The sequence below is a fragment of the Ruegeria sp. BHSC043 genome (assembly GCF_059612985.1).
The window spans coordinates 439,398-464,778 of the sequence record NZ_JBXWRS010000001.1 but is presented as its reverse complement, the minus strand read 5'-3'; the positions used below and the strand labels follow the sequence as shown (position 1 = coordinate 464,778).

Annotated in this window: 25 protein-coding genes; 6 read left to right on the top strand and 19 right to left on the bottom strand. The window is 62.8% G+C overall.

Annotated elements, in window-relative coordinates:
• Positions 1 to 115 precede the first annotated feature (115 nt).
• From AC2FMM_RS02285 to AC2FMM_RS02275, 3 genes are read left to right on the top strand one after another with little or no spacing between them, the layout of a single operon-like run.
• Positions 116 to 1,189, top strand: coding sequence for an AI-2E family transporter (locus AC2FMM_RS02285; RefSeq protein WP_496795683.1), 1,074 nt, complete (start codon positions 116 to 118; stop codon positions 1,187 to 1,189).
• The gene (locus tag AC2FMM_RS02280) at positions 1,190 to 1,879 is read left to right on the top strand and encodes an HdaA/DnaA family protein (protein WP_496795682.1); all 690 of its coding nucleotides are present in this window, start codon (positions 1,190 to 1,192) and stop codon (positions 1,877 to 1,879) included.
• Positions 1,880 to 1,931: 52 nt separating this feature from the next.
• Positions 1,932 to 3,473: a Ppx/GppA family phosphatase gene (locus tag AC2FMM_RS02275; RefSeq protein WP_496795681.1), complete on the top strand. Its 1,542-nt coding sequence runs from the start codon at positions 1,932 to 1,934 to the stop codon at positions 3,471 to 3,473.
• Positions 3,474 to 3,482: 9 nt separating this feature from the next.
• Here the strand turns inward: AC2FMM_RS02275 and AC2FMM_RS02270 are convergent, their stop codons facing one another.
• The 7 genes from AC2FMM_RS02270 to AC2FMM_RS02240 all read right to left on the bottom strand — a co-directional run bounded on the left by AC2FMM_RS02270 (position 3,483) and on the right by AC2FMM_RS02240 (position 9,830).
• Positions 3,483 to 3,866 carry a hypothetical protein gene (locus tag AC2FMM_RS02270; RefSeq protein ID WP_496678755.1) on the bottom strand — a complete coding sequence of 128 codons (384 nt, stop codon included), beginning with the start codon at positions 3,864 to 3,866 and terminating at the stop codon, positions 3,483 to 3,485.
• A 38-nt stretch (positions 3,867 to 3,904) separates the two neighbouring features.
• On the bottom strand, positions 3,905 to 4,918 hold the full coding sequence (locus AC2FMM_RS02265; RefSeq protein ID WP_496741022.1) for an endonuclease/exonuclease/phosphatase family protein: 1,014 nt from the start codon (positions 4,916 to 4,918) through the stop codon (positions 3,905 to 3,907).
• A 3-nt stretch (positions 4,919 to 4,921) separates the two neighbouring features.
• Positions 4,922 to 5,602, bottom strand: coding sequence for a TerB family tellurite resistance protein (locus tag AC2FMM_RS02260; RefSeq protein WP_496795680.1), 681 nt, complete (start codon positions 5,600 to 5,602; stop codon positions 4,922 to 4,924).
• Between the two features lie 45 nt (positions 5,603 to 5,647).
• The gene (locus AC2FMM_RS02255; RefSeq protein ID WP_496741024.1) at positions 5,648 to 6,136 is read right to left on the bottom strand and encodes a GNAT family N-acetyltransferase; all 489 of its coding nucleotides are present in this window, start codon (positions 6,134 to 6,136) and stop codon (positions 5,648 to 5,650) included.
• The gene (locus tag AC2FMM_RS02250; protein ID WP_496795679.1) at positions 6,133 to 6,735 is read right to left on the bottom strand and encodes a VOC family protein; all 603 of its coding nucleotides are present in this window, start codon (positions 6,733 to 6,735) and stop codon (positions 6,133 to 6,135) included. Before AC2FMM_RS02250 ends, AC2FMM_RS02255 begins: the two co-directional genes overlap by 4 nt.
• Before the next feature lie 156 nt (positions 6,736 to 6,891).
• Entirely contained in the window at positions 6,892 to 9,018 is a 2,127-nt protein-coding gene (scpA, locus tag AC2FMM_RS02245) for a methylmalonyl-CoA mutase (RefSeq protein ID WP_496795678.1), read from the bottom strand.
• Positions 9,015 to 9,830: a hypothetical protein gene (locus AC2FMM_RS02240; RefSeq protein ID WP_496795677.1), complete on the bottom strand. Its 816-nt coding sequence runs from the start codon at positions 9,828 to 9,830 to the stop codon at positions 9,015 to 9,017. Before AC2FMM_RS02240 ends, scpA begins: the two co-directional genes overlap by 4 nt.
• A gap of 159 nt (positions 9,831 to 9,989) precedes the next feature.
• On the opposite strand from AC2FMM_RS02240, the gene AC2FMM_RS02235 reads away from it, so the two are divergent.
• A complete protein-coding gene (locus AC2FMM_RS02235) occupies positions 9,990 to 10,436 on the top strand; it encodes a DUF4174 domain-containing protein (protein ID WP_496795676.1) in 447 nt (148 codons plus the stop codon).
• Positions 10,437 to 10,551: 115 nt separating this feature from the next.
• Here AC2FMM_RS02235 and AC2FMM_RS02230 read toward each other — a convergent pair whose 3' ends face one another.
• The 5 genes from AC2FMM_RS02230 to AC2FMM_RS02210 form a co-directional block, all read right to left on the bottom strand.
• Positions 10,552 to 12,597 carry an ATP-binding protein gene (locus AC2FMM_RS02230; RefSeq protein ID WP_496795675.1) on the bottom strand — a complete coding sequence of 682 codons (2,046 nt, stop codon included), beginning with the start codon at positions 12,595 to 12,597 and terminating at the stop codon, positions 10,552 to 10,554.
• A 117-nt stretch (positions 12,598 to 12,714) separates the two neighbouring features.
• Positions 12,715 to 12,918: a hypothetical protein gene (locus tag AC2FMM_RS02225; protein ID WP_149774774.1), complete on the bottom strand. Its 204-nt coding sequence runs from the start codon at positions 12,916 to 12,918 to the stop codon at positions 12,715 to 12,717.
• A gap of 464 nt (positions 12,919 to 13,382) precedes the next feature.
• Positions 13,383 to 13,736 (bottom strand): hypothetical protein, encoded by a 354-nt coding sequence (locus AC2FMM_RS02220; protein WP_496685896.1) that lies wholly within the window; start codon positions 13,734 to 13,736, stop codon positions 13,383 to 13,385.
• 130 nt (positions 13,737 to 13,866) lie between these two features.
• The gene (locus tag AC2FMM_RS02215; protein ID WP_496795674.1) at positions 13,867 to 14,352 is read right to left on the bottom strand and encodes a DUF6497 family protein; all 486 of its coding nucleotides are present in this window, start codon (positions 14,350 to 14,352) and stop codon (positions 13,867 to 13,869) included.
• Between the two features lie 65 nt (positions 14,353 to 14,417).
• Positions 14,418 to 15,950: an acyl-CoA carboxylase subunit beta gene (locus tag AC2FMM_RS02210; RefSeq protein ID WP_496678735.1), complete on the bottom strand. Its 1,533-nt coding sequence runs from the start codon at positions 15,948 to 15,950 to the stop codon at positions 14,418 to 14,420.
• Between the two features lie 172 nt (positions 15,951 to 16,122).
• On the opposite strand from AC2FMM_RS02210, the gene AC2FMM_RS02205 reads away from it, so the two are divergent.
• Together AC2FMM_RS02205 and AC2FMM_RS02200 are read left to right on the top strand one after the other, a co-directional pair.
• Positions 16,123 to 17,328: a multidrug effflux MFS transporter gene (locus tag AC2FMM_RS02205; protein ID WP_496712425.1), complete on the top strand. Its 1,206-nt coding sequence runs from the start codon at positions 16,123 to 16,125 to the stop codon at positions 17,326 to 17,328.
• A 64-nt stretch (positions 17,329 to 17,392) separates the two neighbouring features.
• A complete protein-coding gene (locus AC2FMM_RS02200) occupies positions 17,393 to 18,793 on the top strand; it encodes a helix-turn-helix domain-containing protein (RefSeq protein ID WP_496795673.1) in 1,401 nt (466 codons plus the stop codon).
• Positions 18,794 to 18,832: 39 nt separating this feature from the next.
• Here the strand turns inward: AC2FMM_RS02200 and AC2FMM_RS02195 are convergent, their stop codons facing one another.
• From AC2FMM_RS02195 to AC2FMM_RS02165, 7 genes are all read right to left on the bottom strand, one after another.
• Complete coding sequence (locus AC2FMM_RS02195; protein WP_496678730.1) at positions 18,833 to 19,078, bottom strand: HP1242/YdcH family protein; 246 nt, start codon at positions 19,076 to 19,078, stop codon at positions 18,833 to 18,835.
• 100 nt (positions 19,079 to 19,178) lie between these two features.
• Positions 19,179 to 19,823 carry a thermonuclease family protein gene (locus AC2FMM_RS02190; RefSeq protein WP_496795672.1) on the bottom strand — a complete coding sequence of 215 codons (645 nt, stop codon included), beginning with the start codon at positions 19,821 to 19,823 and terminating at the stop codon, positions 19,179 to 19,181.
• 54 nt (positions 19,824 to 19,877) lie between these two features.
• Positions 19,878 to 21,536, bottom strand: coding sequence for a choline dehydrogenase (gene betA, locus AC2FMM_RS02185; protein ID WP_496795671.1), 1,659 nt, complete (start codon positions 21,534 to 21,536; stop codon positions 19,878 to 19,880).
• 89 nt (positions 21,537 to 21,625) lie between these two features.
• Entirely contained in the window at positions 21,626 to 23,134 is a 1,509-nt protein-coding gene (gene betC / locus AC2FMM_RS02180) for a choline-sulfatase (RefSeq protein WP_496795670.1), read from the bottom strand.
• Complete coding sequence (betI, locus tag AC2FMM_RS02175) at positions 23,131 to 23,703, bottom strand: choline-binding transcriptional repressor BetI (RefSeq protein WP_496795669.1); 573 nt, start codon at positions 23,701 to 23,703, stop codon at positions 23,131 to 23,133. The genes betC and betI overlap by 4 nt, the downstream gene beginning before the upstream one ends.
• A gap of 84 nt (positions 23,704 to 23,787) precedes the next feature.
• Complete coding sequence (locus tag AC2FMM_RS02170) at positions 23,788 to 24,696, bottom strand: DMT family transporter (RefSeq protein WP_496678723.1); 909 nt, start codon at positions 24,694 to 24,696, stop codon at positions 23,788 to 23,790.
• A gap of 40 nt (positions 24,697 to 24,736) precedes the next feature.
• The gene (locus AC2FMM_RS02165; RefSeq protein ID WP_496685882.1) at positions 24,737 to 25,336 is read right to left on the bottom strand and encodes a LysE/ArgO family amino acid transporter; all 600 of its coding nucleotides are present in this window, start codon (positions 25,334 to 25,336) and stop codon (positions 24,737 to 24,739) included.
• Between the last annotated feature and the right edge of the window lie 45 nt (positions 25,337 to 25,381).

The window sequence follows — 25,381 nt, the reverse complement described above, 5'->3', positions numbered from 1 at the left end:
CGTCGAAACCGGTGCACCGCTTGTCCGCCACGCCAAAATCCCGTCTCATGAAGCGCTTGCATCACAAGGTTGCATCGTCCAAGAACAACCACAGGCCTGCAGACAGGAGACCATGATGGCGTTGCCGGTTCGGGACCAGCTGAAATATTGGGGCGTGGCCGCGGTCGTTTTCGTGTTGGTGCTTTGGCTGCTGGGAGATGTCCTGCTGCCTTTCGTCATCGGCGGCGCGATCGCCTATTTCCTCGACCCCCTGGCCGATCGGCTAGAGCGCCTGGGTCTGTCGCGTGCGGCGGCGACCGCAACGATCACGATTATCGGCGTGCTGACCTTTCTTCTGATAATCCTGATGGTGGTTCCGGCGCTGATCACGCAACTGGCCGATCTGGTCGAAACCCTGCCCACCCTGTTCCAACAACTACGCACCTTTGTCGAACAGCGGTTTCCCGCGCTTCTGGACAGTGAGTCAAACACGCATCAATTCCTGATGTCGCTGAGCGAAACCCTCAAGGCAAAGTCCGGCGACATCCTTGAAACGGTCGTCGCCTCGGTGGGATCGGCCGTGAACGTGGTTCTGTTGTTGGTGATCGTGCCCGTGGTGGCGGTGTATTTGCTGCTGGACTGGGATCACATGATTGCCCGCATCAACCAGCTTCTGCCCCGTGACCATGCGCCGACCATCCGCCGTCTGGCCTCGGAAATCGACGCGGTGCTGGCGTCTTTCGTGCGCGGAATGGGGTCGGTTTGCCTGATTCTGGGCACCTACTATGCGGTAGCGCTGATGATCGTAGGCCTGCAGTTCGGCCTGATCGTGGGTTTCATCGCGGGGCTGGTCACCTTCATTCCCTATCTGGGCGCCCTGATCGGCGGAACGCTGGCCATCGGCCTGGCGCTGTTCCAGTTCTGGGGCGACTGGGCATCGATCGGCCTGGTGGCCGGGATCTTCGCCATCGGCCAGGTGGTCGAGGGCAATTTACTGACCCCCAAGCTGGTGGGCAGCTCGGTCGGGTTGCACCCGGTGTGGCTGCTGCTGGCCCTGTCGGTCTTCGGATCGCTGTTCGGATTCGTGGGCATGTTGATCGCGGTTCCGGTCGCGGCGTCGCTGGGCGTGCTTGCACGTTTCGCCACTTCGCAATATCTGGCAGGCCGCCTCTACCGGGGGCATGACGAGCTGGACCGGGAAAGCGAGTAAATGGCCAGACAACTGAGTTTCGATCTTCCAGCCAAGACCGCGCTGGGACGCGAGGATTTTTTTGTATCACCGGCCAATGCGCTGGCGGTGGCTATGATCTCGGCCAATTCATGGCCAGGCAACAAGCTGGTCCTGTCCGGCCCAGCTGGGTCCGGCAAAACCCATTTGGCCCATGTCTGGGCGGCCGAAACCGGGGGGCGGATCGTGTCGGCGGCAGACCTGCACCACGATTTGGTGCCCGCCCTGGCGCGGTCGCCGGTCGCGGTCGAGGACGTGCCGATGATCGCGGGCGACATCGAACGGCAGAAAACCTTGTTTCACCTGCACAACCTTGTTCTGGCGGAAGGGCATGCGCTGCTGATGACCGGACGGTTGGCGCCGAGGTTCTGGGAACTGCCCCTGGCCGATCTGCAAAGCCGGGTCGAGGGCGCGCATCACGTGGCCCTGGACCCGCCCGACGATGCGCTGCTGGGCGCGGTTCTGGCCAAGCTGTTCGTGGACCGGCAACTGAACCCCGGCCCCGAGGTGATCGCCTATCTGGTCAAGCACATGGACCGCCGGTTCGAGACCGCCGCCGAGGTCGTGGCCCAACTGGATCACGTCGCGTTGATGGAAAAGCGCGAAATCACCCGGGCACTGGCCGTCCGCGTGCTGAACAAGGACGTCGACGAAATCATCACCGGCGATTGACCGTTTGGGTCTGATTTCGCATCCTGCGCAGGAAGGGACCCCGGGGAAGAACATGGAACAGATTGCAGCCAGGATTCCGGATTGGGGATCATTCGGAAGACCATTGTTCGACGACCCGGGGATTCGCGACCTGTCGCGGGTCGGAGTGGTCGATGTCGGGTCGAACTCGGTGCGGATGGTGATCTTTGACGGCGCGGCGCGCTCGCCGGCCTACTTTTACAACGAAAAGGTGATGTGCGAACTGGGCGCCGGGCTGGCGGAAACCGGGCGATTGAACCCGCGCGGGCGTGAACGTGCGTTGGCCGCCCTGCGCCGGTTCGAACACCTTTCGCGCGATCTGGACCTACCCGGCCTTCATGTGGTGGCCACCGCCGCCGTGCGCGAGGCCGAGGACGGCCCCGATTTCTGCGACCAGGTCTGGGCCGAGACTGGCCTGCACGTGTCGGTCATCGACGGCGAGGAAGAGGCCCGGCTGTCCGCTCAGGGCGTGCTGCTGGGCTGGCCCGGCGCCTACGGGCTGATCTGCGACATCGGTGGCGCCTCTATGGAACTGGCCGAGATCGGCGGCAACTCTGTCGGGCGCTGCGTGACCTCGCCCTTGGGGCCGCTGAAGCTGCGCGATATCAAGGGCGGGCGACGGGCGCGCAAGGCACATATCAAGGAAACCATGGAGGCCCTGCGTGACAAGCTGGGGCCGCAGCGCGACCGGCTGTTCCTTGTGGGGGGCAGTTGGCGGGCCTTCGCTCGGCTGGACATGCTGCGCCGTGGCTATCCGCTGAACGTGCTGCATGAATACCGCATGACCACCAAGCAGGTTCGCGAGACGATCAAGTTCATCGAAAAAAACGACGCCGAAAAGCTGCGGTCGCGGGCCGGGGTGTCGGCCTCGCGCATGGCGCTGGTTCCCTATGCGATGGATGTGCTGTCGCGCCTAATCCGCACCTTCAAACCCAAGGACATCGCCATCTCGAGCTATGGCATACGCGAAGGGCTTCTGTATGAACAGATGCCCCAGATCCTGCGCGACCGGGACCCGCTGATCGAGGCCTGCCGGTTTTCCGAGCAGAAGGACGCCCGACTGCCGGGGTTCGGCCGCCACCTGTTCGATTTCGTGATGCCGCTGTTCCGTTCGGCGCCAGAATCTCGGATCCGATTGATCAAGGCCGCCTGTCTGCTGCATGACGTCAGCTGGCGCGCCCACCCTGATTACCGGGCCGAGGTCTGCTTTGACAACGTGACCCGTGCCAATCTTGGCGGGCTGAAACATTCCGAACGGGTCTTCATCGGTCTGGCGCTGCAACACAGATACCGCAACAAACGCCACGGCAACCGGTTCGCGCCGCTCTATGAGCTGCTCGACGAGAAAGACCAGCAACAGGCCGAGATTCTGGGCAAGGCCATGCGGTTCGGGGCAATGCTGTGGATGCAGAATGACGCCGCCATCGGCAAGCTACGGTTCTACCCAAAGAAACGCGAGCTTGAACTGTATCTGCCCGGTTCGCTCAGCCCGCTGTTCAACGAGGTCGCCGAGGCACGGTTCAACTCGCTGGCCGATGCGTTGAAATCCGAACCGCGCGTCATCATCCAGAAATGACCCGGGCGGTCAGATATCCGTGACGTCTTCGCCCTCGGGTCGGTCTTCTTCAGCCTCGGGTGCGGGGCTTTCCGGCAAAGGCGGCTCGGGCTTCTTGCGGATGATGATGTCGCCATTGGGCAGCATCTCGGGCGCCTCATAGGCGCTCCAATCCTGAACCTGCGCCGCCAGTTCGGCCAGCGCCGGGCCCATCTCCTGCAGGAAGGACTGCATCGCCGGGCCGAACTGGTCGGCCAGATCGCGCAGATCCTCCAGCGCCGGTTCCAGTTCCCGGCGCAACCCCTCAAAGAACAATTCGGCCCCCTGCTCCATCAGGGATTTGCCTTGAGGCTCCTGCGCGGCGGCAGGCAGGGCAGCCAAAGCGAGCGAAACGGTCAGAACAAGATGCTTCATGCGTCCAAGATAAGGGGCGGACGATCAGGTTGAAAGGGCTAGAGGTCGATATCCATAGTGACCGGAAAATGATCGGACGCGGTGACCAATGCTTCGCGCAATTCGGGAACGCTCCAGCAATGCTCGTCCCGCAACGGATGCCAGATGCGCCAGACCGGGCGACGTGCCTTCAGATCGGGGCTGACCATGATGTAGTCCAGCAGCGCCTCGAGATATTGGCCCTCTTCAGGCCGCGGAAAGCGGGCGGTCGACGGGATCCACCCCGGTCGGGGCCGGCAGGCTTGGGCCGCGTGGGGGTCAAACAGGCCGGCTTGCAACAGGATCTCGACCGAGGATCGCCCGAATAGGTTTTCGAACTCGTCCAGCCCCGGCCCATCATTCAGATCGCCCAGCAGAACCACCGGTTCGTGCGCAGCCAGATGCGCCTTGACCCGATGCGACAGCCACACCGCCTGGGCCAACTGCTTGCGTCGATTGGCAATCGAAATCCGCATCGCCTGCTCGGGCGTGTCCGCCCCATGCGGCGCCTTGGATTTCAGATGCGCGCCGATCATCCGAAACTCGAGCCCGTCCGCCGTTTTGACGGCCAGTTCCACCGGTGGTTTCGAAAACCGGACGATGTCTTCGGTCGCGTCGATGTCCAGGTCGATGCGAAATTCACCGTCAAACCGGGGCGCGTCGCCGGCGAACCCGTCCGTCTCGCGGTCTCCGATCGGGTCGTGACGGGCGCTGAGCCTGTCTGGGTCGTACATCAGGGCAAGCTCCTGATGGGTGTCATTCGGGAAACCCATCACCGCCTGCGAGGTGCGCAGGCCAAACACCTCGGCAAATTCCTGCAGGGCGCGCACGGTGTTTTGGCTGCTGCCGGTATTGGGCGCTTCTACGATCAGGATGGCGTCCGCGTCGATCGCGGTCAGAACCGTCGCGATGGCCTCGACCTGCTGTGCCTTGGTGACGTTGCGCCGCCCCGACCAGCTATCATCGACGACCAGCTTGTCGTGGCGATCGAACAGGTTGGCGAACCATTCGATATTATAGGTCGCCAGCCGCATCGCTCAGGCCCGCGCGCCGTTGATTTCGTCCCAGGCGCGGTTGATGTCGATCATCTTCTTCTCGGCCAGACGGATCGCTTCTTCCGGCACACCGCGCGCCATCATGGCGTCGGGATGGGTGTCCCTCACCAGCTTGCGCCAGACCTTGCGGATTTCCGGCAACGGCATATCCGGGGTGACGCCCAGAACCGTATAGGGATCCTTGGGCGCATCGGGCACGAACCTGGCCCGCAGCGCCTTGAACTGCGCCTCGGACTGGCCGAAGATCTGGGCCACATCCTCAAGAAACCGGTTTTCGTTGGGGTGATAAAACCCGTCGGCCATGGCTATGTGGAACAACCCTTCCATCAGGTCGCACAAGGTCGTGCTGTCCTCGGAGAACATCCGAGCTATCTTACGGGCATATTCCTGGTAGCCGGCCACGTCCTGACGGGCCAGGTTGAAGACGCGGGCGGCGCCGGCTTCCTCCTCGGGCGGAATGCGGAATACCTCGCGGAAGGCCGTCACCTCGTCGCGCGTCACCTGCCCGTCGGCCTTGGCCATCTTCGCCCCCAGCGCGATCACGGCGATGGCGAAGGCCACGGACTTTTCGGGAGGAGTGCGCAGCTTTTCGAAAACCGTTGCCAGGCTTTCGCCCTTGGCCAGCGCGCTCAGCGCTTCGGATATGCGGGACCAGATCGACATGGGCGCACCCTAGCGCGCCCAAACCGGACTGTCAGGTGCGACCAATCATTTCGGACGAAGAATTTTCTGCATCAGCACAAGATCCAGCCATCGGCCCCATTTGAACCCCACCTCGGGCATGCGTCCGACCTGCGTGAACCCCAAAGCCGAATGAAAGGAAACCGCCGCGGGATTCTCGGCCGAGATCCCCGCAACCAGAACATGAACCCCATCCGCCCGCGCGACCCGTTCCAGAGCCTCCATCAATCTTCGACCGCCCCCCTGCCCCTGCGCCTGCGGGTCCAACATGATCGTGTGTTCACGCGTGGCGTCATAGCCGGGACCGGTGCGAAACCGGCCATAGGTGGCAAACCCGACCACCTGGTTCCGCCATTCGGCAACCTGGAACGCCGGCCCTCGCGCGGCGATGTCCTCGGCAATACTGGCCGGGCTGCGCTCATCGGTCGTAAAGGTCGCCAGGGTGTCCCGAACCACCTGATTGGTGATTGCCGCGATCGCCACCGCATCCCGGGTCCGAGCCGGTCGGACGATCATTCCAGCACACGCACACCGTGGGGTGTATCGAACTCGGCCCGCAACGCGGCCGGCCCGGTGTCGAACACAACCCGATCAAGCTGACCTAGCAATCGCGCCATCGTCAGCGCGTCCGGATGAAAAACGACCAATCGTCGAAGATGGCATCCACTGGCTTGCAACATCCCCGCCGGGTGCAGATCGCCCTGCCAATGGATCAGCGCCGGGAACAGATTGTCAAATGGCAACCGGCCCGACTCTGGAACGGCCATCTTCCACCGCAAGGCGCCCCGTTCAAGGTTGTGGACCTGCCCCACATCAACCGGAAACGCATCCAGATCGGCCTGCAAATCGGAAACCCGACAGATCCAGTTGCTCAGCTTGGGCGGCCCTGCGAACCGATCCAGATCAAACCAACGCGGCCGCCCGGGATCGGGGGCCTGCGGGTCAATCGCAATCGCCTCAAGATAAAGGCCTTCGTCCAACCCAAGCAGATAGTTGTGCGTGCCGAACGCCGCGTGCTTGCCGCCCGGCGCCATCTGCACGCCCAGCGCTTGCTCCACATGGGCCACGGCCTCTTCCAGCGTCGCAGCGGCCACCGCAAGATGATCCAGTTCCATGACCGAGCCTCCAACTTCCAGCCCCGACCTCATCCCCACTTGATACCACGAAACGCCAGACACCAACACTTCATCTGGCCCCAAATATCCTCGGGGGTGAATGCACGAGGCCGAAGGCATCGTGCAGAGGGGGCAGACAGCCCCCCAAGTCACAGTTCAGCGGCGCGCCTCGCGGATCAGGCGCAAGATGTCCTGCGCCGCCTCGGGAATGTTGGTCCCCGGCCCGAAGATCGCCTTGACCCCGTGATCATACAGGAACTGATAATCCTGCTGGGGGATGACACCACCGCAGATAACGATGATGTCCTCGGCGCCAGCCTTCTTCAGTTCTTCCACCAATTGCGGCGCCAGTGTCTTGTGACCTGCCGCCTGGCTGGAAATTCCAACCACATGCACGTCATTGTCGATCGCGTCCTGCGCGGCCTCGGCCGGGGTCTGGAACAGCGGACCGACGTCCACGTCGAAACCGATATCGGCGAACGCGGTGGCGATCACCTTGGCCCCGCGGTCGTGACCGTCCTGGCCCATCTTGACCACCAGAAGACGCGGGCGGCGGCCCTCTTCCTCGGCAAATTCCTCGATCGATTTCTGGATGGCGGCAAAGCCCTCGTCACCTTCGTAAGCTGCGCCATAGACACCAGCCAGCGTTTTCACTTCGGCCCGATGACGGCCGAATTCTTTTTCCATTGCCATGCTGATCTCTCCTACGGTTGCGCGGGCACGCGCGGCCTCAACGGCAGCTTCCAGCAGGTTGCCCCCCTCTTTCGCGCGCCGGGTCAGTTCGTCCAACGCGGCCTGACAGGCGGCCTCGTCCCGGGTCGCGCGGATGCGTTCCAGCCGGGCGATCTGCGCCTCACGGACGGCCTGGTTGTCGACCTCGAGGATCTCGATCGGGTCTTCCTTTTCCTTGCGATACTTATTGACGCCGACGATCACCTCTTCGCCGCGGTCGATCATCGCCTGGCGGCGCGCGGCGCTTTCCTCGATCCGCAGCTTGGGCATGCCGCTGGCCACGGCCTTGGTCATGCCGCCCATCTCCTCGACCTCTTCCATCAGGGCCCAGGCCTTTTCGATCAATTCGTTGGTCAGGCTTTCGACGTAATAGGACCCGGCCAGCGGATCGACCACGTTGGTGATGCCCGTCTCTTCCTGCAGGATCAATTGAGTGTTGCGGGCGATCCGGGCCGAGAAATCGGTGGGCAGCGCAATCGCCTCGTCCAGCGCATTGGTGTGCAGCGACTGGGTGCCGCCCAGAACCGCGCTCAGCGCCTCATAGGCCGTGCGGATCACGTTGTTGTAGGGGTCCTGCTCCTGCAACGACACGCCCGAGGTCTGGCAATGGGTACGCAGCATCTTCGAACGCTCCGACTTGGCCCCGAACTCGGTCATGACACGGTGCCACAGGGTGCGCGCGGCGCGCAGCTTGGCGATTTCCATGAAGAAATCCATGCCGATCGCAAAGAAGAACGACAGGCGGCCTGCGAACTTGTCCACGTCCATGCCGGCGTCGATGGCCGCGCGGACATATTCGCGCCCGTCGGCCAGGGTATACGCCAGCTCCTGCACCAGGTTCGCGCCGGCTTCCTGCATGTGGTAGCCGGAGATCGAGATCGAGTTGAACTTAGGCATCTCGTTCGAGGTGTATTCGATGATGTCCGAGATGATCCGCATCGACGGTTCCGGCGGATAGATATAGGTGTTACGGACCATGAATTCCTTCAGAATGTCGTTCTGAATGGTGCCCGCCAGGACCGATTGGTCATGGCCCTGCTCTTCTCCGGTGACGATGAAATTGGCCAGGATCGGGATCACCGCGCCGTTCATCGTCATCGAGACCGAGACCTGATCCAGCGGGATACCATCGAACAGGATCTTCATGTCCTCGACGCTGTCGATGGCGACACCGGCCTTGCCCACGTCACCCACCACGCGCGGGTGGTCGCTGTCATAGCCGCGGTGCGTGGCCAAGTCGAAGGCCACCGACACGCCCTGCTGACCGGCCGCGAGGTTGCGGCGGTAGAAGGCGTTCGATTCCTCGGCCGTCGAGAAGCCGGCATACTGGCGGATGGTCCACGGGCGGCCTGCATACATCGTGGCCCGCACCCCTCGGGTGAAAGGCGCGAACCCCGGCAAAGAATGCATGTGCGGCAGGTCGGCGGTGTCGTCCTGCGTGTACAGCGGCTTGACAGCGATCCCTTCCAGCGTTGTCTTGGTCAGGTCCTCGACGGGGCGCCCCCGCAGTTCCTTTTCGGCCAGCGCGCGCCAGTCCTTCATATCGGTCATGTCGATATCCTCTGTTCCAATCCTGTTTGCGCGGGCGCGGTCCCGCGATCATGTGTTCCCGTGTGGGTTATCAATTCGGCAAGGCCGTCGGCGCCCGAGGCCAGCCAGGCGAGATCGTCGGCATAGTCGATGCACAGCTTCATGGCCTGCTGGGCGTTCAGCCCATGCCCGGCCGGCCGGGATGTGCCGTTGAGCGCAAAGCGCCGGCCCGTGTCCGGCACGGACAGACCGGTCAGAACCTCAAGCTGTGCGCGCTGTTGCCCGCAGAACTCCTCGAAGGGCAAAACCAGAAAAGGAATGCCCGGGAACGCACGGCTCAAATCCGCGATGACATTGCGCCAACTCCGTTTGCCGTTTGCGATGCGTTGCCAGCGCTCGGGTTCTATCGATGTGTTCTTGCGGGTGAGCAAATAATCCGCAGCCGACGCCCAGTACATGTCCAGCGACCTGATGTTCAGCGCAATCTTCGAAACCCGTCCGCCAAAGGCCTGGGCCAGAAGCTGCCCCCGCTCCAGTACATTTGGATACAGCGAGGCGTAGGCGAAGTTCCGAACCATGGAACCGACAAAGTTCTCCTGGCTGATCAGAACCTGCCGAGCGCCCTGGCGTCTGCATGCATCCAACTCCTGGTGCAAACCCGCGCAGATGTCGGGCGTCAGTTTGTCGAGACTGTTGAGACCATTGGACTGCGTGCGTTCAGGCCCCCAGTACACTAGCCCCTGGTTCTCCAGTCCCTGGGCATGTGCGGCCATGAAACCTTGAAAACTCGTCGTGGCGCACCGATGCGCACCGCAGTGCAGAATCACTTCCATGCCAACACCCCGCCACCAGGAAACTCCATCCGGTTGGATTGGTGCCTGCCGCGATCACGCAATCGTTGCGCTGCTGCGCATGCTTTTTTGATGCCCAAAGTCATTTCGTCGGTCGCATTCGCCGGGACAAAGGCTATATTCAGGATGACGGGAGACGCAATGACACGCTTGATTACCTTGGTTTTTTCAGCACTTTTGCCCCTCGCCGCCTGGGCGGCGGACGGCGCGACCACGGAAGAAGACGCCTTCATCCGCCCCGCCGGCGACAGTGAGCTGAGCGAGTTTCTCTGGACCCACCGGCCCATCGTGGTGTTTGCAGACACCCCGGCCGATCCGCGGTTCCAACAGCAGATCGAGATGTTGAAGGACGGCGAAGACATGATGCGCGAGCGTGACGTCATCGTTCTGACCGACACCGACCCTTCAGCGCGATCCCCAATCCGGACGCAACTGCGCCCGCGCGGGTTCGCGATGGTCTTCGTCGACAAGGACGGGGTGGTGAAACTGCGCAAACCCACGCCGTGGAGCGTGCGCGAGATCAGCCGGTCCATCGACAAGACCCCCCTGCGCGAGCGCGAAGTCCGCGAGCGGCGCGAGGGGCGCTGACGACTCAGACCCGCCCGGCAGAAGGGGTCTGCCACCCCCGCACCATCCGCACCGACGGTGCAGATGGCGACAAAACGGGCAAAACCCACATTTCCCGGGCAAGCGCACATGGACGTTATTCGAACTCCATGATCACGTCATCGACGGCCAGGCTGTCGCCCGGACCGGCATTGATCTTGGACACCACCCCCTTGCGCTCGGCGCGCAGGATGTTCTCCATCTTCATCGCCTCGACCGTGCACAGCGCCTGACCTTCCTGCACCTCTTGCCCGACCTCGACATCGATCTTCACGATCAGTCCAGGCATCGGGCACAGCAGCATTTTCGAGGTGTCTGGCGGCAGTTTCTCGGGCATCAGCTTGGCCAGTTCGGCAGCGCGCGGCCGGCGCACATGCACCTTCATGTCGGCCCCACGGTTGCGGATGCGGAACCCGCCCGAGATCTTGCCGACCTTCAGCACAAGTGGGCTGCCGTCCACGTCCAGAACCGCCAGCTGGTCACCGGGTGTCCAGTCCGAGCTGACGCGCAAGGCGGCGCCGTCCTCGAACTTGACCGTAGCACCGTCGCGGTCTGCATTCACCTGCACGGCATATTCCTGCCCCTGCAGCGTGACCACCCAGCGCTTGCCGACCTTGCGTTCGTGGTTGTCCATCCGACCCGAAACGCGAGTGCGGCGGATCTCGGCCACCCGGTGCATCGCCGCGCACGAGGCCGCGATTCGGCGCAGGTCGCCTTCGGGCAGTTCGACACCGTTGAACCCATCGGGGTATTCCTCGGCGATGAAAGCGGTGGTCATGTCACCACTGACGAATTTGGGGTGATCCATCACCGCCGACAGGAACGGCAGGTTGTGGCCGATGCCTTCAACCTCGAAACTGTCCAGTGCCACGCGCATCGCCTCGATCGCCTGCTCGCGGGTCGGCGCCCAGGTGCACAGCTTGGCGATCATCGGGTCATAATACATGCTGATCTCGCCGCCCTCAAAGACGCCGGTATCGTTGCGCACGGCTGTCTCGCCACTGGGCGCATCGCCCTGCCATTTTCCATTTTCCAGCAGCGGGCCCGCGGCCACCTCCTGCGGCGGACGATAGCGGGTCAGCCGCCCGATCGAGGGCAGGAAGTTGCGATAGGGATCCTCGGCATACAGCCGGTTCTCGATCGCCCAGCCGGTCAGCTTGACGTCGTCCTGGGTGATCGACAGCGGCTCGCCCGCGGCGACGCGGATCATCTGTTCGACCAGATCGACACCGGTGATCAGCTCGGTCACCGGGTGCTCGACCTGCAGGCGGGTGTTCATTTCCAGGAAGTAGAAATTCTTGTCGCCATCCACGATGAACTCTACCGTGCCCGCGCTGGCATAGCCCACGGCCTTGGCCAGCGCCACGGCCTGTTCGCCCATCGCACGGCGGGTCGCCTCGTCCAGGAAGGGCGACGGGGCCTCTTCCACCACTTTCTGGTTGCGACGCTGGATCGAGCATTCACGCTCGCCCAGATAAATGCCGTTGCCGTGCGTGTCGCAGAGAACTTGAATTTCGATGTGGCGCGGTTGCGTCACGAATTTCTCGATGAAGATCCGGTCATCGCCAAACGAGCTTGCGGCCTCGTTCTTGGACGACTGGAAGCCTTCGCGCGCCTCGTCGTCGTTCCAGGCGATGCGCATGCCCTTGCCGCCGCCGCCGGCGCTGGCCTTGATCATCACCGGATAGCCGATCTGCTGGCTGATCTTCACCGCCTCGTCCGCATCCTCGATCAGGCCCATGTATCCGGGAACGGTGCTGACACTGGCCTCCTGCGCGATCTTCTTCGAGGTGATCTTGTCACCCATCGCCTCGATCGCCCCTTTCGGAGGGCCCACGAACACGACGCCTTCGGCCTCGAGCGCCTCGGCGAATTTCGCGTTTTCGGACAGGAAGCCATAGCCGGGGTGAACCGCCTGCGCGCCGGTCTGGCGGATGGCGTCCATCACCTTGTCGATCACGATGTAGGACTGGTTCGCCGGCGGCGGTCCGATGTGAACAGCCTCGTCGGCCATTTCCACATGCAACGCGTGCTTGTCGGCATCCGAGTAGATGGCGACAGTGCCGATTCCCATTTTCCGAGCAGTCTTGATGACCCGGCAGGCAATCTCGCCTCGGTTGGCGATCAGGATCTTGTTGAACATGGAACGTCCTCTGTCTTTGTGTTCTGGACAAACGAAAACGCCGTTGCCGGGCTGATGCCCCGCAACGGCGTGCCGTCAAATGGTGGACGGGACGGCGCGCGCCCCGCAATGAAGGTTTCAGTAACAGTTGTTCTGGGTTTTGCAGTACAGCACATTACCCGCCGCGCCGACCGCGGCCCCGACGATCGGGTCCGCGCTGACGACGGCGGCGCCGATGGCCCCGACTCCGCCACCCAGGATCGCCTGTTCTCCGATTGTTTCACCGCAGGCGGTGATGCCGGCGCATGCCGCCAACGCAAGAATGACTCGTGAAGCTCGCATTCGATCTGCCCCTTTTGGTTTCTTGACGAACTGCCCTTCAGTTGCCCGAAACCGGGCCTGCTATTCAATATCAGACTTGCCCCGCAGGGATCCTGCGCAGGATTTTGCCGCGAAGGGCGCGCCGGTGACGAGGAGAAGACCGCGGACAGGTCGAACTGGGAAGGATCGGCCTGCCCGCGGAAGGAAGGGGTACGGAATAGTAGGTGCTTGTGCGACGCAGGCAAAGTCGAGCCGCACGGCCCCATAATTCTGCATTGGACAATTTTGATCACCAAGCGATCATTGTTTCCAATTTCATTTCCGGCTGAAACCTGCCCATGCGCTGCGCAGGCGCGCGAATTTGCGCCGAAGGGACTGCGTCCGCGCTGCAGGATCACGGCGCGGGCACCGGCCCCGGGCAGACAGTCCAAGGCCAACCCGCGCGTATGGTCCCGGGTCAGATATGTGGCACCCCGATCCACTAGCTAGGACGCTCCGTCGAAGATGTCGGGAAATGACTGCCGCGCAACATCGACATCTATTTTCAACAACGCGTCATAACTGGCAGGATCAAACGGATCTTCGGCCGGAACGACTTCGCGGCCGAACAGCCAGCTCAGGCGACCGGCATCCAGATTGCCGCGCTCGAACGGCTGATCCCCGAAATGCTCCCACAGGGCCTCCATGAAAGCCGCGTCGGCGCGACGATCGGCCGGTTTGCGATCACGGAACCGCTCGCGCCGCGTTAGGGGAGTAACCCCCTTGGGGTTTGCGCGCCGAATCGTGAACTGGAAATCGGTGCCGGGCAACCGGCCGGGAAAACCGCGGTGTTTCAACATGGCGGCACCTGGGCCGCGGTCAAGCGAATCCGGTGCGGGCGTCCACATCGGGAAGAATGGGTCATGGGCAACTCCAAAGCCGCAAGAGTGCAAAGTTGGGCTCGACGCAGATGAATCGGGCGAGTCATGGTCAAAGCTCCTCCCAGATACAGGTGGATCGTTCCAACCGGTAGGCTTCGAAAAACTGGGTTGCGTCCGGGGCGACATCCCCGAACTGAATCGGCCTGTCGGACAACGAAATCACCACCCGCGCAGGGTGCAAATCGTGATGCGCGACATAGGGAACGACCAGCGTCTGGCACAGGTGCAGCATGTCCTTGGCCGCCACGTCATAGCCGATGCGCCCCACCTCGCCCCCGATCTTGGGTGCGATGAACCGGAACCGAAGCCACAGCTCGCCTGGGTTGTTGTCCAGCAGGACTTCGCTCAACTCGACCGGTTGCCCCGAAGGTACGGGCAGCTGGTTGCCCGGCTGCGCCTGAACGGGGCCGGCCAACCCCCAAAGCAGAACGAAAAGAGCGCGACCTCGGACCCGCTGTGGGCGGGCTCCTCCTTCCGAGGTCGCGTGCGCAAGGCAGCCTGCCTGCGCGGTTCTGTTTCGGGTCGGGCGGATCATGATATGGTTTTGCGGTGTCGGTCAATCCTGAATGTCTGGCGGACAAGGGGCTTGCGCCCCGCAACCTACAACGGAATGTTGTCGTGTTTTTTCCACGGGTTTTTCAGCTGCTTGTTGCGCAGGCTGGCAAAGGCCCGTGACACCCGGCGGCGGGTCGAATGCGGCATGATCACCTCGTCAATGAAGCCACGCTCGGCCGCCACGAAAGGATTGGCAAAGCGATCCTCGTAATCCTTGGTGTGCTGCGCGATCTTTTCTGGGTCGCCCAGATCGGCGCGGTGAATGATTTCGGTGGCGCCCTTGGCCCCCATCACCGCGATCTCGGCGGTGGGCCACGCATAGTTGAAGTCGCCACGCAGGTGTTTCGACGCCATCACGTCGTAGGCACCTCCATAGGCCTTGCGGGTGATCACGGTCACTTTGGGAACGGTCGCCTCGCCATAAGCAAACAGCAGCTTGGCGCCATGCTTGATGACCCCGCCATATTCCTGGCTGGTGCCGGGCAAAAAGCCCGGAACGTCGACGAAGGTCAGGATCGGGATCTCGAAACAGTCGCAGAAGCGCACGAATCGCGCGGCCTTGCGGCTGCTGTCGATGTCCAGACAGCCGGCCAACACCATCGGCTGGTTGGCCACCACGCCCACGGTCTGCCCCTCAAGCCGAATGAACCCGGTGATGATGTTCTTGGCGAAATCCTCCTGGATTTCGTAGAAATCGCCCTCGTCCGCCACTTTGACGATCAGTTCCTTCATGTCATAGGGCGTGTTGGGATTTTCCGGCACCAAGGTGTCCAACGACATCTCGACGCGGTCCGGCTCGTCGAAAAAGGGGCGAACCGGGGGCTTGTCGCGGTTGTTCAGCGGCAGGAAGTCCACCAGACGGCGCACCTCGGCCAGCGCCTCGACATCGTTCTCGAAAGCGCCGTCAGCCACGCTGGACTTCTTGGTGTGCGTCGACGCACCGCCCAATTCCTCGGCGGTGACGACCTCGTTGGTGACAGTTTTCACCACGTCGGGGCCGGTCACGAACATGTACGAGGTGTCCTTGACCATGAAGATGAAGTCGGTCATCGCCGGGCTGTAGACCGCGCCACCGGCACAGGGCCCCATGATCACCGAGATCTGCGGCACTACGCCAGAGGCCATGATATTGCGCTGGAACACCTCGGCATAGCCCGCCAGCGAGGCGACACCTTCCTGGATTCGCGCCCCACCCGAGTCGTTGATGCCGATCACCGGCGCGCCGTTCTGCATCGCCATATCCATGATCTTACAGATCTTCTGCGCATGTGTTTCCGACAGAGAACCGCCGAACACGGTAAAGTCCTGGCTGAACACATAGACCATGCGGCCATTGATCGTACCCCAGCCGGTGACGACGCCATCTCCGGCAGGTTTTTGTTTTTCCATACCGAAATCGGTGCAGCGGTGGGTCACGAACATGTCGAACTCCTCAAAGCTGCCTTCGTCCAGCAGCAGCTCGATCCGTTCGCGTGCCGTCAGCTTGCCGCGGGCATGCTGCGCGTCGATCCGCTTCTGCCCCCCTCCCAGGCGCGCGTTCTCGCGGCGGTTTTCCAGCTCGGCCAGGATATCCTTCATCTCGATCGTCCCCTGTGAATTTTGCAGGGACAATATAGATAGCTCTGCATCACCCAAAGCCCTTTTCGGCAAATTTGCAAACTATTGGCAATGCACGGCAAATAAATTGCAAATTGGCTAACCTCACCAGCGCGGCATGGCCTTTGCGCGACCTTCGATCTAAGAGTGAACCATGCAGTTCAGATTCACCACCGCTGATCGTTCCCCTCCGACACTTGCGACACTGGTCCTGCTGTCCGGCCTCAGTGCGCTCAGCATGAACCTTTTCCTGCCCAGCCTGCCCTTCATGGCAGAGTATTTCCGGGCGGACTACAAGATCATGCAGTTGTCGATCGCGCTGTACCTGCTGGTCAATGCGGTGCTGCAGATCGTGATCGGACCGATCGCGGACAAGGCCGGTCGGCGGCCGGTGCTGCTGTGGGGGTTGGCGCTGTTTCTGCTGGCGACGCTTGGGTGCATCTATGCCCCGAATGTCGAGACCTTCCTGACCTTTCGCATGGCACAGGCGGTCATCGTGGTCGGCATCGTGCTCAGCCGGGCTGCAGTACGGGATATGTACGATCAGGATCAGGCCGCCTCGATGATCGGTTATGTCACCATGGGCATGGCCGTGGTCCCCATGATCGGGCCGGCCATCGGCGGCATTCTCGAAGAGAGTTTTGGCTGGAAAGCCAATTTCTGGTTGCCGTTCGGGCTAGCGGCGCTGGCGCTCGGGCTGACCTATCTGGATTTCGGGGAAACTTCGGCCAAAAGCGGTAAAACCCTGCTCCAGCAGTTCCGAGAGTATCCCGAACTGCTGATGTCGCCCCGCTTTTGGGGGTACTCGCTGTCCTCGGCATTCTCCTCGGGGGCGTTCTTTGCCTATCTGGGGGGCGCACCCTTCATCGGCTCGGAACTGTTCGGCCTGACGGCAGCCCAGGTCGGCATCTATTTCGGCGCACCGGCGGTGGGCTATTTCTTCGGCAACTTCATCAGTGGGCGCTTCTCGGTCCGCTTTGGTGTCAACCGGATGGTGCGCTGGGGGTGCTGGCTGAATGCCATCGGGGTCGCCCTTTCGGCGGGCCTGTTCCTTTTGGACAAAGGATCGGCGCTCAGCTTCTTCGGCTTCATGACCTTCGTAGGCCTCGGCAATGGCATGTCCATCCCGAACGCAACCGCCGGCGCCCTGTCGGTGCGCCCACACCTGGCGGCCACCGCCTCGGGGTTGAGCGGAGCGATCATGCTGGGCGGCGGGGCGGCACTCAGCGCGCTGGCTGGAGCCCTGCTGACGCATGAAACCGGCGCGATGCCTCTGCTTTGGCTGATGCTCGCCACCTCGGTCCTCGCCATCATCGCCATCAGTTCGGTCATCTGGCGCGAAAGGCAAATCGGCTTGTGAGAGACTTGCGAGACTCGCTTTGCAAAGTTAGGCTGACCAAGCAGAATAATTGCAAAGACACCCAATGGCCACTCAGAAACTCTATGCTGGCGCCAAGCTGCGCGAAATGCGCACACGCCTGACACTGACGCAAAAGGAATTCGCCGCCAAGCTGGGCGTGTCCCTGCCCTATCTGAACCAGATGGAGAACAACAACCGGCCGATCTCGACCACCGTCGTTCTGGCGCTGGCGCAGGAATTCGGCATGGACGTGACCGAGTTGAGCACCGGCGACAGCGAGCGTCTGGTCTCGGACATGCGCGAGGCGCTGGCCGATCCGGTCTTTGCCGATGCCACGCCACCGCTGGCCGATCTGCGCCTGACGGCCTCTAACGCCCCTGCCCTGGCGCGGGCCTTCATCGAACTGCACAGAGCCTACAGGCAGACCCACGAACGGCTGGCCTCGCTGGACGAAGCACTGGGCCGCGAGGACGCGCGCATTCAGGCCAGCCCCTGGGAGGAAGTTCGCGATTTCTTCCACTATTGCGACAATTACATCGATGCGGTGGACCGCGCTGCTGAACGCTTTGCCGCCCGAGCCGACGGACCTGGCGGCATTCGGCAGGCCGCGCTGGAAAGCCTCGCAGAGCGCGGCATTCAGGTCACATTCGAGGATATCCGGGCCCTGCGCAGCTATGACGGTCAGACCAAGACCCTGCGCCTGTCATCGCGTGCGGCGCCGCAGACGCAGGTCTTTCAATTGCTGCTTCAGGTCGCCCTGATCAGCCAGGACAAGTTGCTGGAGGCCACGTTGGATTTTGCCAAGTTCCAAAGCGACGAGGCCCGCGCGATCGCCAAGATCGGGCTGGCGAACTACTTTGCCGGCGCATCCCTGATGCCCTATGGCGCTTTTCTGAACGCTGCCAGGGACTATCGGCACGATCTGGAGTTGCTCAGCAACAGGTTCGGCGCCTCGATCGAGCAGGTGGCCCACCGTTTGTCCACGCTGCAGCGTCCGGGCGCCAAGGGCATTCCGTTCTTCTTCGTGCGGGTCGATCAGGCGGGAACGATCACCAAGCGCCACTCGGCCACGCGGCTGCAATTTGCGCGGTTCGGCGGGGCCTGCCCGCTGTGGAACGTGCACCGGGCCTTCGAGACTCCGGGCCATTTCCTGCGGCAGCTGGCCGAAACGCCGGACGGGGTGCGCTATATCTCGCTGGCGCGGGACGTGTCGAAATCAGGGGGGTCCTTCGGCGCGCCGGTGCGGCGCTATGCCATCGCGCTGGGATGCGAGGTGCGCCACGCCGAGGCGTTGGTCTATGCCGATCATCTCGACATCAACAATGCCAGCGCCTATGAGCCGATCGGCATTTCCTGCCGGATCTGCGAACGCAAGACGTGCCACCAACGGTCGGTGCCGCCGCTGGAACGGCGCCTGACAATCGACGCGAACAGCCGCGGCACTCTGCCCTACGAGGTGACATGAAAATACGAGGGGCGGGTCGGTCACCCGCCCCGCGCGGTGTCAGGCCGTGGCCTTGGACAGGATCGCCCAAATCTCGTCCTTCAGCGCGGCGCGTTTCTTGCGCAACTCGGTTTCGGCCAGTTCCTCCATCGGTTCGATATTGGTTTCGGCGCGATGCACCGCCCGGTTGACCTCATGGTATTCATCCGCCAGTCGGGCGAAATGCGCGTCCGACTGTTTGAGCTGGCTCATCAACTTGACCTTGTCGGGAAATTCTTCGGCCAGTTCATGTGGCGTATGTGACATATTTTTCGCTCCTTGTCTTGATATTGCCATCAACGTCTAAAGCCTCTGATCAGACTCATCTTTGACGCGGATCAAGATGCGGATTGTCGGGCAGACTTTTTCACTGCCGCGCAGCGCGCCATCCGGCCGCGCGCGCTTCTGCGGGTGAGCAGAACCAGCGTTCGCCCTTTGCCAGGCTGATCCTGGTGCGCGCATAATGCCTTTGTCCGGGCATGTGATAGATTCGCACGCCCTTGGATGAAATGTTGCCCTTGATGTCGCAGCCCTTGCTGGCGACCTTGCGCTTTTGCCCGCGGTACAACCAGGGCGCCTGCACCGTTCCGGCGTGCAGGCCGACCCCCGAGGCGGCGGCACGGTTTTCGTCGGCGATGTAGTCAACCGAGTATTTTCGAAAGGCGAAGGCCAGACCAGCCTGCACCAACATTGCGCCGGCATCGGCGCCCTGCACCGTGCAAGACGCGACGACCCGGCCATAGCGGTCGGTATCGCGCCGCATGCAGACCGCTTGCATGTCGCCGAAATTCTGCCGGACCACATGCGTGACCCAAGCGCCGCAAGACCAGATCGCTCCGCTTGGGTCCTCGCAGGTCTGGTCGAGTTCAGGCGCGTCGATCCCGTGCAGGCGGACACGCAAGCCGCCCACGTCCCACGTATCGGCATCAATGACCTTGATACGGCCCGTCAGCATGTCAGCGGCATTCGCAGTCGCAGCAAAAAGAACAAATGCTAAACAAATTCTTAACATGGGCACGATATGCCCGGCCGGTGCCGGACATTCAACCCATGCTGCTACGAAAGGTTAACGCTGCGCGGTCTGCCAGTTCGGGTGGATCCAAGGCCGGTCATTGGCCCGGGGCAGCGGGTCTTTGCCCAGCAAATGATCCGACATCTTTTCGCCCACCATGATCGACGGCGCGTTCAGGTTGCCGTTGGTAATCTGCGGAAAGATCGAGCTGTCCGCCACGCGCAGCCCATCCACCCCGATGACGCGGCCCTGCGGGTCGACGACCGCGTTCGGGTCGTCGGCCCGCCCCATGCGACAGGTGCCGCAGGGGTGATAGGCGCTTTCGGCATGTTCGGCGATGAAGGCGTTCAGTTCTTCGTCGGTCTGCACGTCAGCGCCGGGCTGGATCTCCTTGCCCGCATAAGGCTTGAACGCGTCCTGCCCGAAAATCTCGCGGGTCAGGCGGATGCAGGTACGGAAATCCTCCCAGTCCTGCTCGGTGCTCATGTAGTTGAAGCGGATCACCGGCGCGTCCTCGGGCTTGGCCGAGCGCAGCGTCACCTCCCCGCGCGAGGGTGAGCGCATCGGCCCCACATGCGCCTGGAAGCCATGACCCTCGGCTGCGGCCTTGCCGTCATAGCGTACCGCGATGGGCAAGAAGTGGTACTGGATATCCGGATATTCGACCCCTGGCCTCGAGCGGATGAACGCCGCGCTTTCAAATTGGTTCGACGCGCCAAGGCCGGTCTTGGTAAACAGCCATTGCGCCCCGATCAGGCCCTTGCCGAACAGGTTCCAGTACTTGTACAGCGTGATCGGCTGCAGCGAGGCCTGCTGGATATACAGTTCCAAGTGATCCTGCAGGTTCGCGCCCACGCCGGGCCGGTCGGCGACCACGTCGATGCCGTGCTCGGCAAGATGCGCAGCCGGTCCGATCCCCGACAGCATCAGAAGCTTGGGCGAGTTGATCGACGAGGCCGCCAGCACCACCTCGCGCCGGGCGCGCACGATCTGCGTGCGGCCACCACGGATCAGTTCGACCCCGGTTGCGCGGCCATCCTCGATCACCACGCGCGTGGCGAGGCCCCGTACGATATCGCAGTTCGGGCGTTTCAGCGCGGGCTTCAGATAGGCATTGGCCGCCGACCAGCGCCGCCCCTTCCAGACGGTCTGCTCCATCGGGCCGAAACCTTCCTGTTTCTCGCCGTTGTAGTCATCGGTCAGCTCGTAGCCCGCCTGCCGCCCGGCCTCGACGAAGGCCTTGAACAGAGGGTTCTTGCGCGGCCCCCGCGACACATGCAGCGGGCCGTCGCTGCCGCGCCATTTCGGGTCACCGCCGTGACCGCCGTCGTGCCAGCTCTCCATCCGTTTGAAATAAGGCAGAACATCCGCAAAGGACCAGCCATCTGCGCCCATATCGGCCCAGGTATCAAAGTCGCGCGCATGGCCGCGCACATAGACCATGCCGTTGATCGAGGACGACCCTCCGATCACCTTGCCGCGCGGGCAGGCCAGCCGCCGGTTGTTCAGGTAGGGTTCGGGCTCGGACTGATAGCCCCAGTCATAGATCGACATGTTCATCGGATAGCTGAGCGCCGCCGGCATCTGAATGAACGGCCCCACGTCGGTGCCGCCGTATTCGATCACCAGCACCGAGGCGCCCGCCTCGCTGAGGCGATAGGCCATCGCGCATCCGGCGGATCCGGCGCCGACGATGACGAAATCTGCTTCCATGGTCGTGACTCCTTGGACCCTACCGGCGGCGGCTCTGGGTGGAGCCCTCTGATGCCTCCGGCGGGAGTATTTTCAAAAAGGTGAAGAGGTCATTCGCCACGCGGGAAGCGCTGGCTTTCCTCGAGATTGTCCAGATTCATGTGATTGCGCATGTACCGTTCAGACGCCTTCTGCAGCGGCTGGTAGTCCCACGGGTAATAGCCGCCCTGCCGCAGCGCCTCGTAAACCACCCAGCGGCGCGCCTGGCTGGCGCGCACCTCGGCGTCGAACCGGTCCAGATCCCAGCGCGCCTCGGACTTGGCGCGCAGGGTCTGCAGCGTGCCCGCGTGTTCGGGCTTGCCGGCCAGGTTTTCCAACTCGTGCGGGTCGGCCTCGAGGTCGAAGAGCTGTTCGGGGTCCAGCGCGCAGCGGTTGTATTTCCACTTGCCGTAGCGCATCGACACCAGCGGGGCATAGGAGGCCTCGGCGGCGTATTCCATCAGGACCGGCGCCGTGCGCTCGGCGCCATTGGCCAGCGGCACCAGGCTTTCGCCATCCGTCCACGGAGCGATCTCCGCCATGTCCACACCCGCCAGTTCGCCCAGCGTCGGGGTCACATCGACGGTCGAAACCGGGGTGTTGATGCGGCCGGCCGGCAGGCCCGGCGCCGAGATCATCAGCGGCACCCGTGCCGAGCCTTCGTAGAAGTTCATCTTGAACCACAGGCCCCGCTCGCCCAGCATGTCGCCGTGGTCGGAGACGAAGAGGATGATCGCCTCTTGCCGGGTGGTCTCCAGCACTTCGAGGATCTCTCCGATCTTGTCGTCCAGATAGGTGATGTTGGCGAAATAGGCGCGGCGCGAGCGGCGGATATCCTCTTCGGTGATGTCGAAACTGCGCCAGTCATTGGCGTCGAATATGCGCCTGGCGTGCGGGTCCTGGTTGTCGTAGCCCAGATCCGGGACCTGCGGCAGCAGGTGCTCGCAATCCTCGTACAGGTCCCAGTACTTTCGCCGCGCGACATAGGGGTCATGCGGATGCGTGAAGCTGACGGTCATGCACCACGGACGGTCATCCTTGCCACGGGCCAAATCATACAGCTTGGCCTTGGCGTGATATGCGACCTCGTCGTCATACTCCATCTGGTTGGTGATCTCGGCCACCCCGGCCCCGGTGACCGAGCCCATGTTGTGATACCACCAGTCGATGCGTTCGCCCGGTTTGCGGTAATCCGGGGTCCATCCGAAATCGGCCGGATAGATGTCGGTGGTCAGGCGGTCCTCGAACCCGTGCAACTGGTCGGGCCCAACAAAATGCATCTTGCCCGACAGGCAGGTGTAATAGCCCGCGCGGCGCAGGTGATGGGCATAGGTGGGGATGTCGCTGCGGAACTCGGCCGCGTTGTCATAGACCCCCGTGCGCGAAGGCAACTGGCCGGACATGAAGCTGGCCCGCCCCGGCGCGCACAGCGGCGAGGCCGTGTAAGCGTTGGCAAACCGCGTTGATCGCTCCGCCAGTTTTTTGAGGTTGGGCGCGTGCAGCCACTCGGCGGGACCGTCGGGAAAGAGGGTTCCGTTCAGCTGATCCACCATCAGGATCAGAATGTTGGGTTGTGTCATTTTTCGGCCTCGAGCAAGGTCGTCAGGACGCGCATGGCGTGGGAAACGGCCAGTTGCGGTTCCTCGGGCGCGGAAAGAGCGGCGCGGATGTACAGACCGTCGATCAGGGCGATCATGTTCTCGGCCGCCCCGACCGGGTCCCTCATCAACGGGCGCAAAGCATGGATCAGGTTCGACCGGATCCGTGCCTGATAGATCTGCCACAGGCGCAGCGCGTCATCGTTGGTTTGAGCCAGAACGTAAAAGGTCATCCACGCGGCGATCACGTCGGGGGTAAAGCAAGACGGCGCAAAACAGGCGCGGATAATGGCCTGGGCGCGTTGGTCCGGCGGGGCGGATTTCAGCTCCGACCGGGCCTCGGCGCCGAAATCGCCCAGGATGCGGCGCATGGCGGCCAGGAATATCTGGTCTTTTCCGCCGAAATAGTGATGCGCCAACGCACTGGACATGCCGGCCCGCTTGGCAATCTGGCTGACGGTCACATCTAGCGATTTCTTCGCGCCCAACTCGGCGATCGTCGCCCTGACGATCGCATCGCGCCGGATCGGCTCCATTCCAAGCTTCGGCATACGCGCCCCCAACATGACCCATGTCGGCAAAACGCTAAGACCTTTTTATTGACTCGTCAATCAATAACGGGAAGGCGACCACCGTCAAAGCTTGGGCGCAAGGCTGGGCGGCGTCAAGCCGCTGCGGTTCAGCACGGCCTCGCGCCAAGTGATGAAACTGACCGCCCCCAGGATCAAGGTGCCGCCCGCGACCACCCAGATATCCACACCTTCGTGAAAGACCAGCGCGCCCAGCAGGGTGGCCCAGATCAACTGCAGGAAGGTGACCGGCTGAGTTACGGCGACGGGTGCGGCCTGCAGGGCCAGTGTCATGAAGTAATGCCCGGCCGTGGCAAAGCTGGCGATCAGGAACAGCACGCCGATGTCACGAAGGCTGGGCGGCGTCCAGACTGCGATCGCAAAAGGGATCAGGAAGATCGTCGTCCAGATCGACAGATGTGCCACCACGACCGAGGGCCGCACATCCCGCACCATCGCCTTGGCCAGCAGGTATGACCCCCCTAGCATCAGCGAGGTGCCCAGCATGGCCAGGTGGCCTGCGGAAATCTCGCGAAATCCCGGCCGCAGGATGATCGTGGCCCCGATGATGGCCACCAGCACGGCGGCGATGCGGCGAAAGGCCATGGTTTCGCCCAGAAAAAGCGCGGCACCCAGCGTCACATAGACCGGGGTAAGATAGTTCATGGCCGTCACCTCGGCCAGCGGGATGCGGGTCATGGCAAAGAACCACAGCATCACGCCCACCGCATGGATGGCGCCCCGGACCGAAAACAGCGTCAGGTTGCGGCGGTTCAGTCGGGTCGTCAGGATGGCCCGCGCGGCCGGCAGCAGGAACACGAGACCCAACGCATAGCGCAGGAAGGCGGCCTGGATCGGGTCCATCGTGGTGCCCAGCGATTTGACCAGGGCGGTCATCCCGACAAAGGACAGGCCGGCAGTGAACATCCAGAACATGCCGGCCAGGGGCCGGGATTGGGCGGCGAGAGCTGTCATGGATTTGGTTGAACACCGAAAGCCGCTGGGGAACAAGCCCTTACATCGCCACCAGTTTCCACGCGATGGCCAGCATCACCAACCCAATCAGCAGGTCCAGGACCTGCCACGCCCGCGGGCGGGCGAAAATTGGCGAAAGCACCCGCGCCCCGTATCCCAACGAAAAGAAAAACACGAAGCTGGCCGACATCGCCCCCACCGCGAACCCCAGCCGGTCGGGATATTGTGCCGAGATCGACCCGATCAGCACTACCGTATCCAGATAGACATGCGGGTTCAGCCAGGTGAAGGCCAAAACCGTCAGCAGTGCCGCCCGCAGGCTGGTGCGCTGTCCCTCGGCCAGTTCCAGTGCCGCTCCGCCACGCCAGGCCGAGGCCAGGCTGCGCAGCCCGTACCACGTCAGAAACAGCGCACCGCCATAACGCATCATGGGCTCGAACCAGGGTGCGGCCTGCGCAAGGCTGCCAAAGCCCGCAACACCGGCGGCGATCAGGATCGCATCCGAGATGGCACAGGTCAGGCACAGGGCAAAGACGTGTTCGCGCCGCAGCCCCTGGCGCAGCACGAACGCGTTCTGCGCGCCGATGGCCAGGATCAGGCTGAAGCCCAGCGCAAAGCCCGAAAACATGGATGCCGTCATGGAACCTCCTGTGTCGCAGGTGTTGACTACAGCCCGAGTGGCCTT

Coding starts and splice junctions, on each gene's coding strand:
- AC2FMM_RS02285 (WP_496795683.1), top strand. CDS start 116: ATGGCGTTGCCGGTTCGGGACCAGCTGAAATATTGGGGCGTGGCCGCG.
- AC2FMM_RS02280 (WP_496795682.1), top strand. CDS start 1,190: ATGGCCAGACAACTGAGTTTCGATCTTCCAGCCAAGACCGCGCTGGGA.
- AC2FMM_RS02275 (WP_496795681.1), top strand. CDS start 1,932: ATGGAACAGATTGCAGCCAGGATTCCGGATTGGGGATCATTCGGAAGA.
- AC2FMM_RS02270 (WP_496678755.1), bottom strand. CDS start 3,866: ATGAAGCATCTTGTTCTGACCGTTTCGCTCGCTTTGGCTGCCCTGCCT.
- AC2FMM_RS02265 (WP_496741022.1), bottom strand. CDS start 4,918: ATGCGGCTGGCGACCTATAATATCGAATGGTTCGCCAACCTGTTCGAT.
- AC2FMM_RS02260 (WP_496795680.1), bottom strand. CDS start 5,602: ATGTCGATCTGGTCCCGCATATCCGAAGCGCTGAGCGCGCTGGCCAAG.
- AC2FMM_RS02255 (WP_496741024.1), bottom strand. CDS start 6,136: ATGATCGTCCGACCGGCTCGGACCCGGGATGCGGTGGCGATCGCGGCA.
- AC2FMM_RS02250 (WP_496795679.1), bottom strand. CDS start 6,735: ATGGAACTGGATCATCTTGCGGTGGCCGCTGCGACGCTGGAAGAGGCC.
- scpA (WP_496795678.1), bottom strand. CDS start 9,018: ATGACCGATATGAAGGACTGGCGCGCGCTGGCCGAAAAGGAACTGCGG.
- AC2FMM_RS02240 (WP_496795677.1), bottom strand. CDS start 9,830: ATGGAAGTGATTCTGCACTGCGGTGCGCATCGGTGCGCCACGACGAGT.
- AC2FMM_RS02235 (WP_496795676.1), top strand. CDS start 9,990: ATGACACGCTTGATTACCTTGGTTTTTTCAGCACTTTTGCCCCTCGCC.
- AC2FMM_RS02230 (WP_496795675.1), bottom strand. CDS start 12,597: ATGTTCAACAAGATCCTGATCGCCAACCGAGGCGAGATTGCCTGCCGG.
- AC2FMM_RS02225 (WP_149774774.1), bottom strand. CDS start 12,918: ATGCGAGCTTCACGAGTCATTCTTGCGTTGGCGGCATGCGCCGGCATC.
- AC2FMM_RS02220 (WP_496685896.1), bottom strand. CDS start 13,736: ATGTTGAAACACCGCGGTTTTCCCGGCCGGTTGCCCGGCACCGATTTC.
- AC2FMM_RS02215 (WP_496795674.1), bottom strand. CDS start 14,352: ATGATCCGCCCGACCCGAAACAGAACCGCGCAGGCAGGCTGCCTTGCG.
- AC2FMM_RS02210 (WP_496678735.1), bottom strand. CDS start 15,950: ATGAAGGATATCCTGGCCGAGCTGGAAAACCGCCGCGAGAACGCGCGC.
- AC2FMM_RS02205 (WP_496712425.1), top strand. CDS start 16,123: ATGCAGTTCAGATTCACCACCGCTGATCGTTCCCCTCCGACACTTGCG.
- AC2FMM_RS02200 (WP_496795673.1), top strand. CDS start 17,393: ATGGCCACTCAGAAACTCTATGCTGGCGCCAAGCTGCGCGAAATGCGC.
- AC2FMM_RS02195 (WP_496678730.1), bottom strand. CDS start 19,078: ATGTCACATACGCCACATGAACTGGCCGAAGAATTTCCCGACAAGGTC.
- AC2FMM_RS02190 (WP_496795672.1), bottom strand. CDS start 19,823: ATGTTAAGAATTTGTTTAGCATTTGTTCTTTTTGCTGCGACTGCGAAT.
- betA (WP_496795671.1), bottom strand. CDS start 21,536: ATGGAAGCAGATTTCGTCATCGTCGGCGCCGGATCCGCCGGATGCGCG.
- betC (WP_496795670.1), bottom strand. CDS start 23,134: ATGACACAACCCAACATTCTGATCCTGATGGTGGATCAGCTGAACGGA.
- betI (WP_496795669.1), bottom strand. CDS start 23,703: ATGCCGAAGCTTGGAATGGAGCCGATCCGGCGCGATGCGATCGTCAGG.
- AC2FMM_RS02170 (WP_496678723.1), bottom strand. CDS start 24,696: ATGACAGCTCTCGCCGCCCAATCCCGGCCCCTGGCCGGCATGTTCTGG.
- AC2FMM_RS02165 (WP_496685882.1), bottom strand. CDS start 25,336: ATGACGGCATCCATGTTTTCGGGCTTTGCGCTGGGCTTCAGCCTGATC.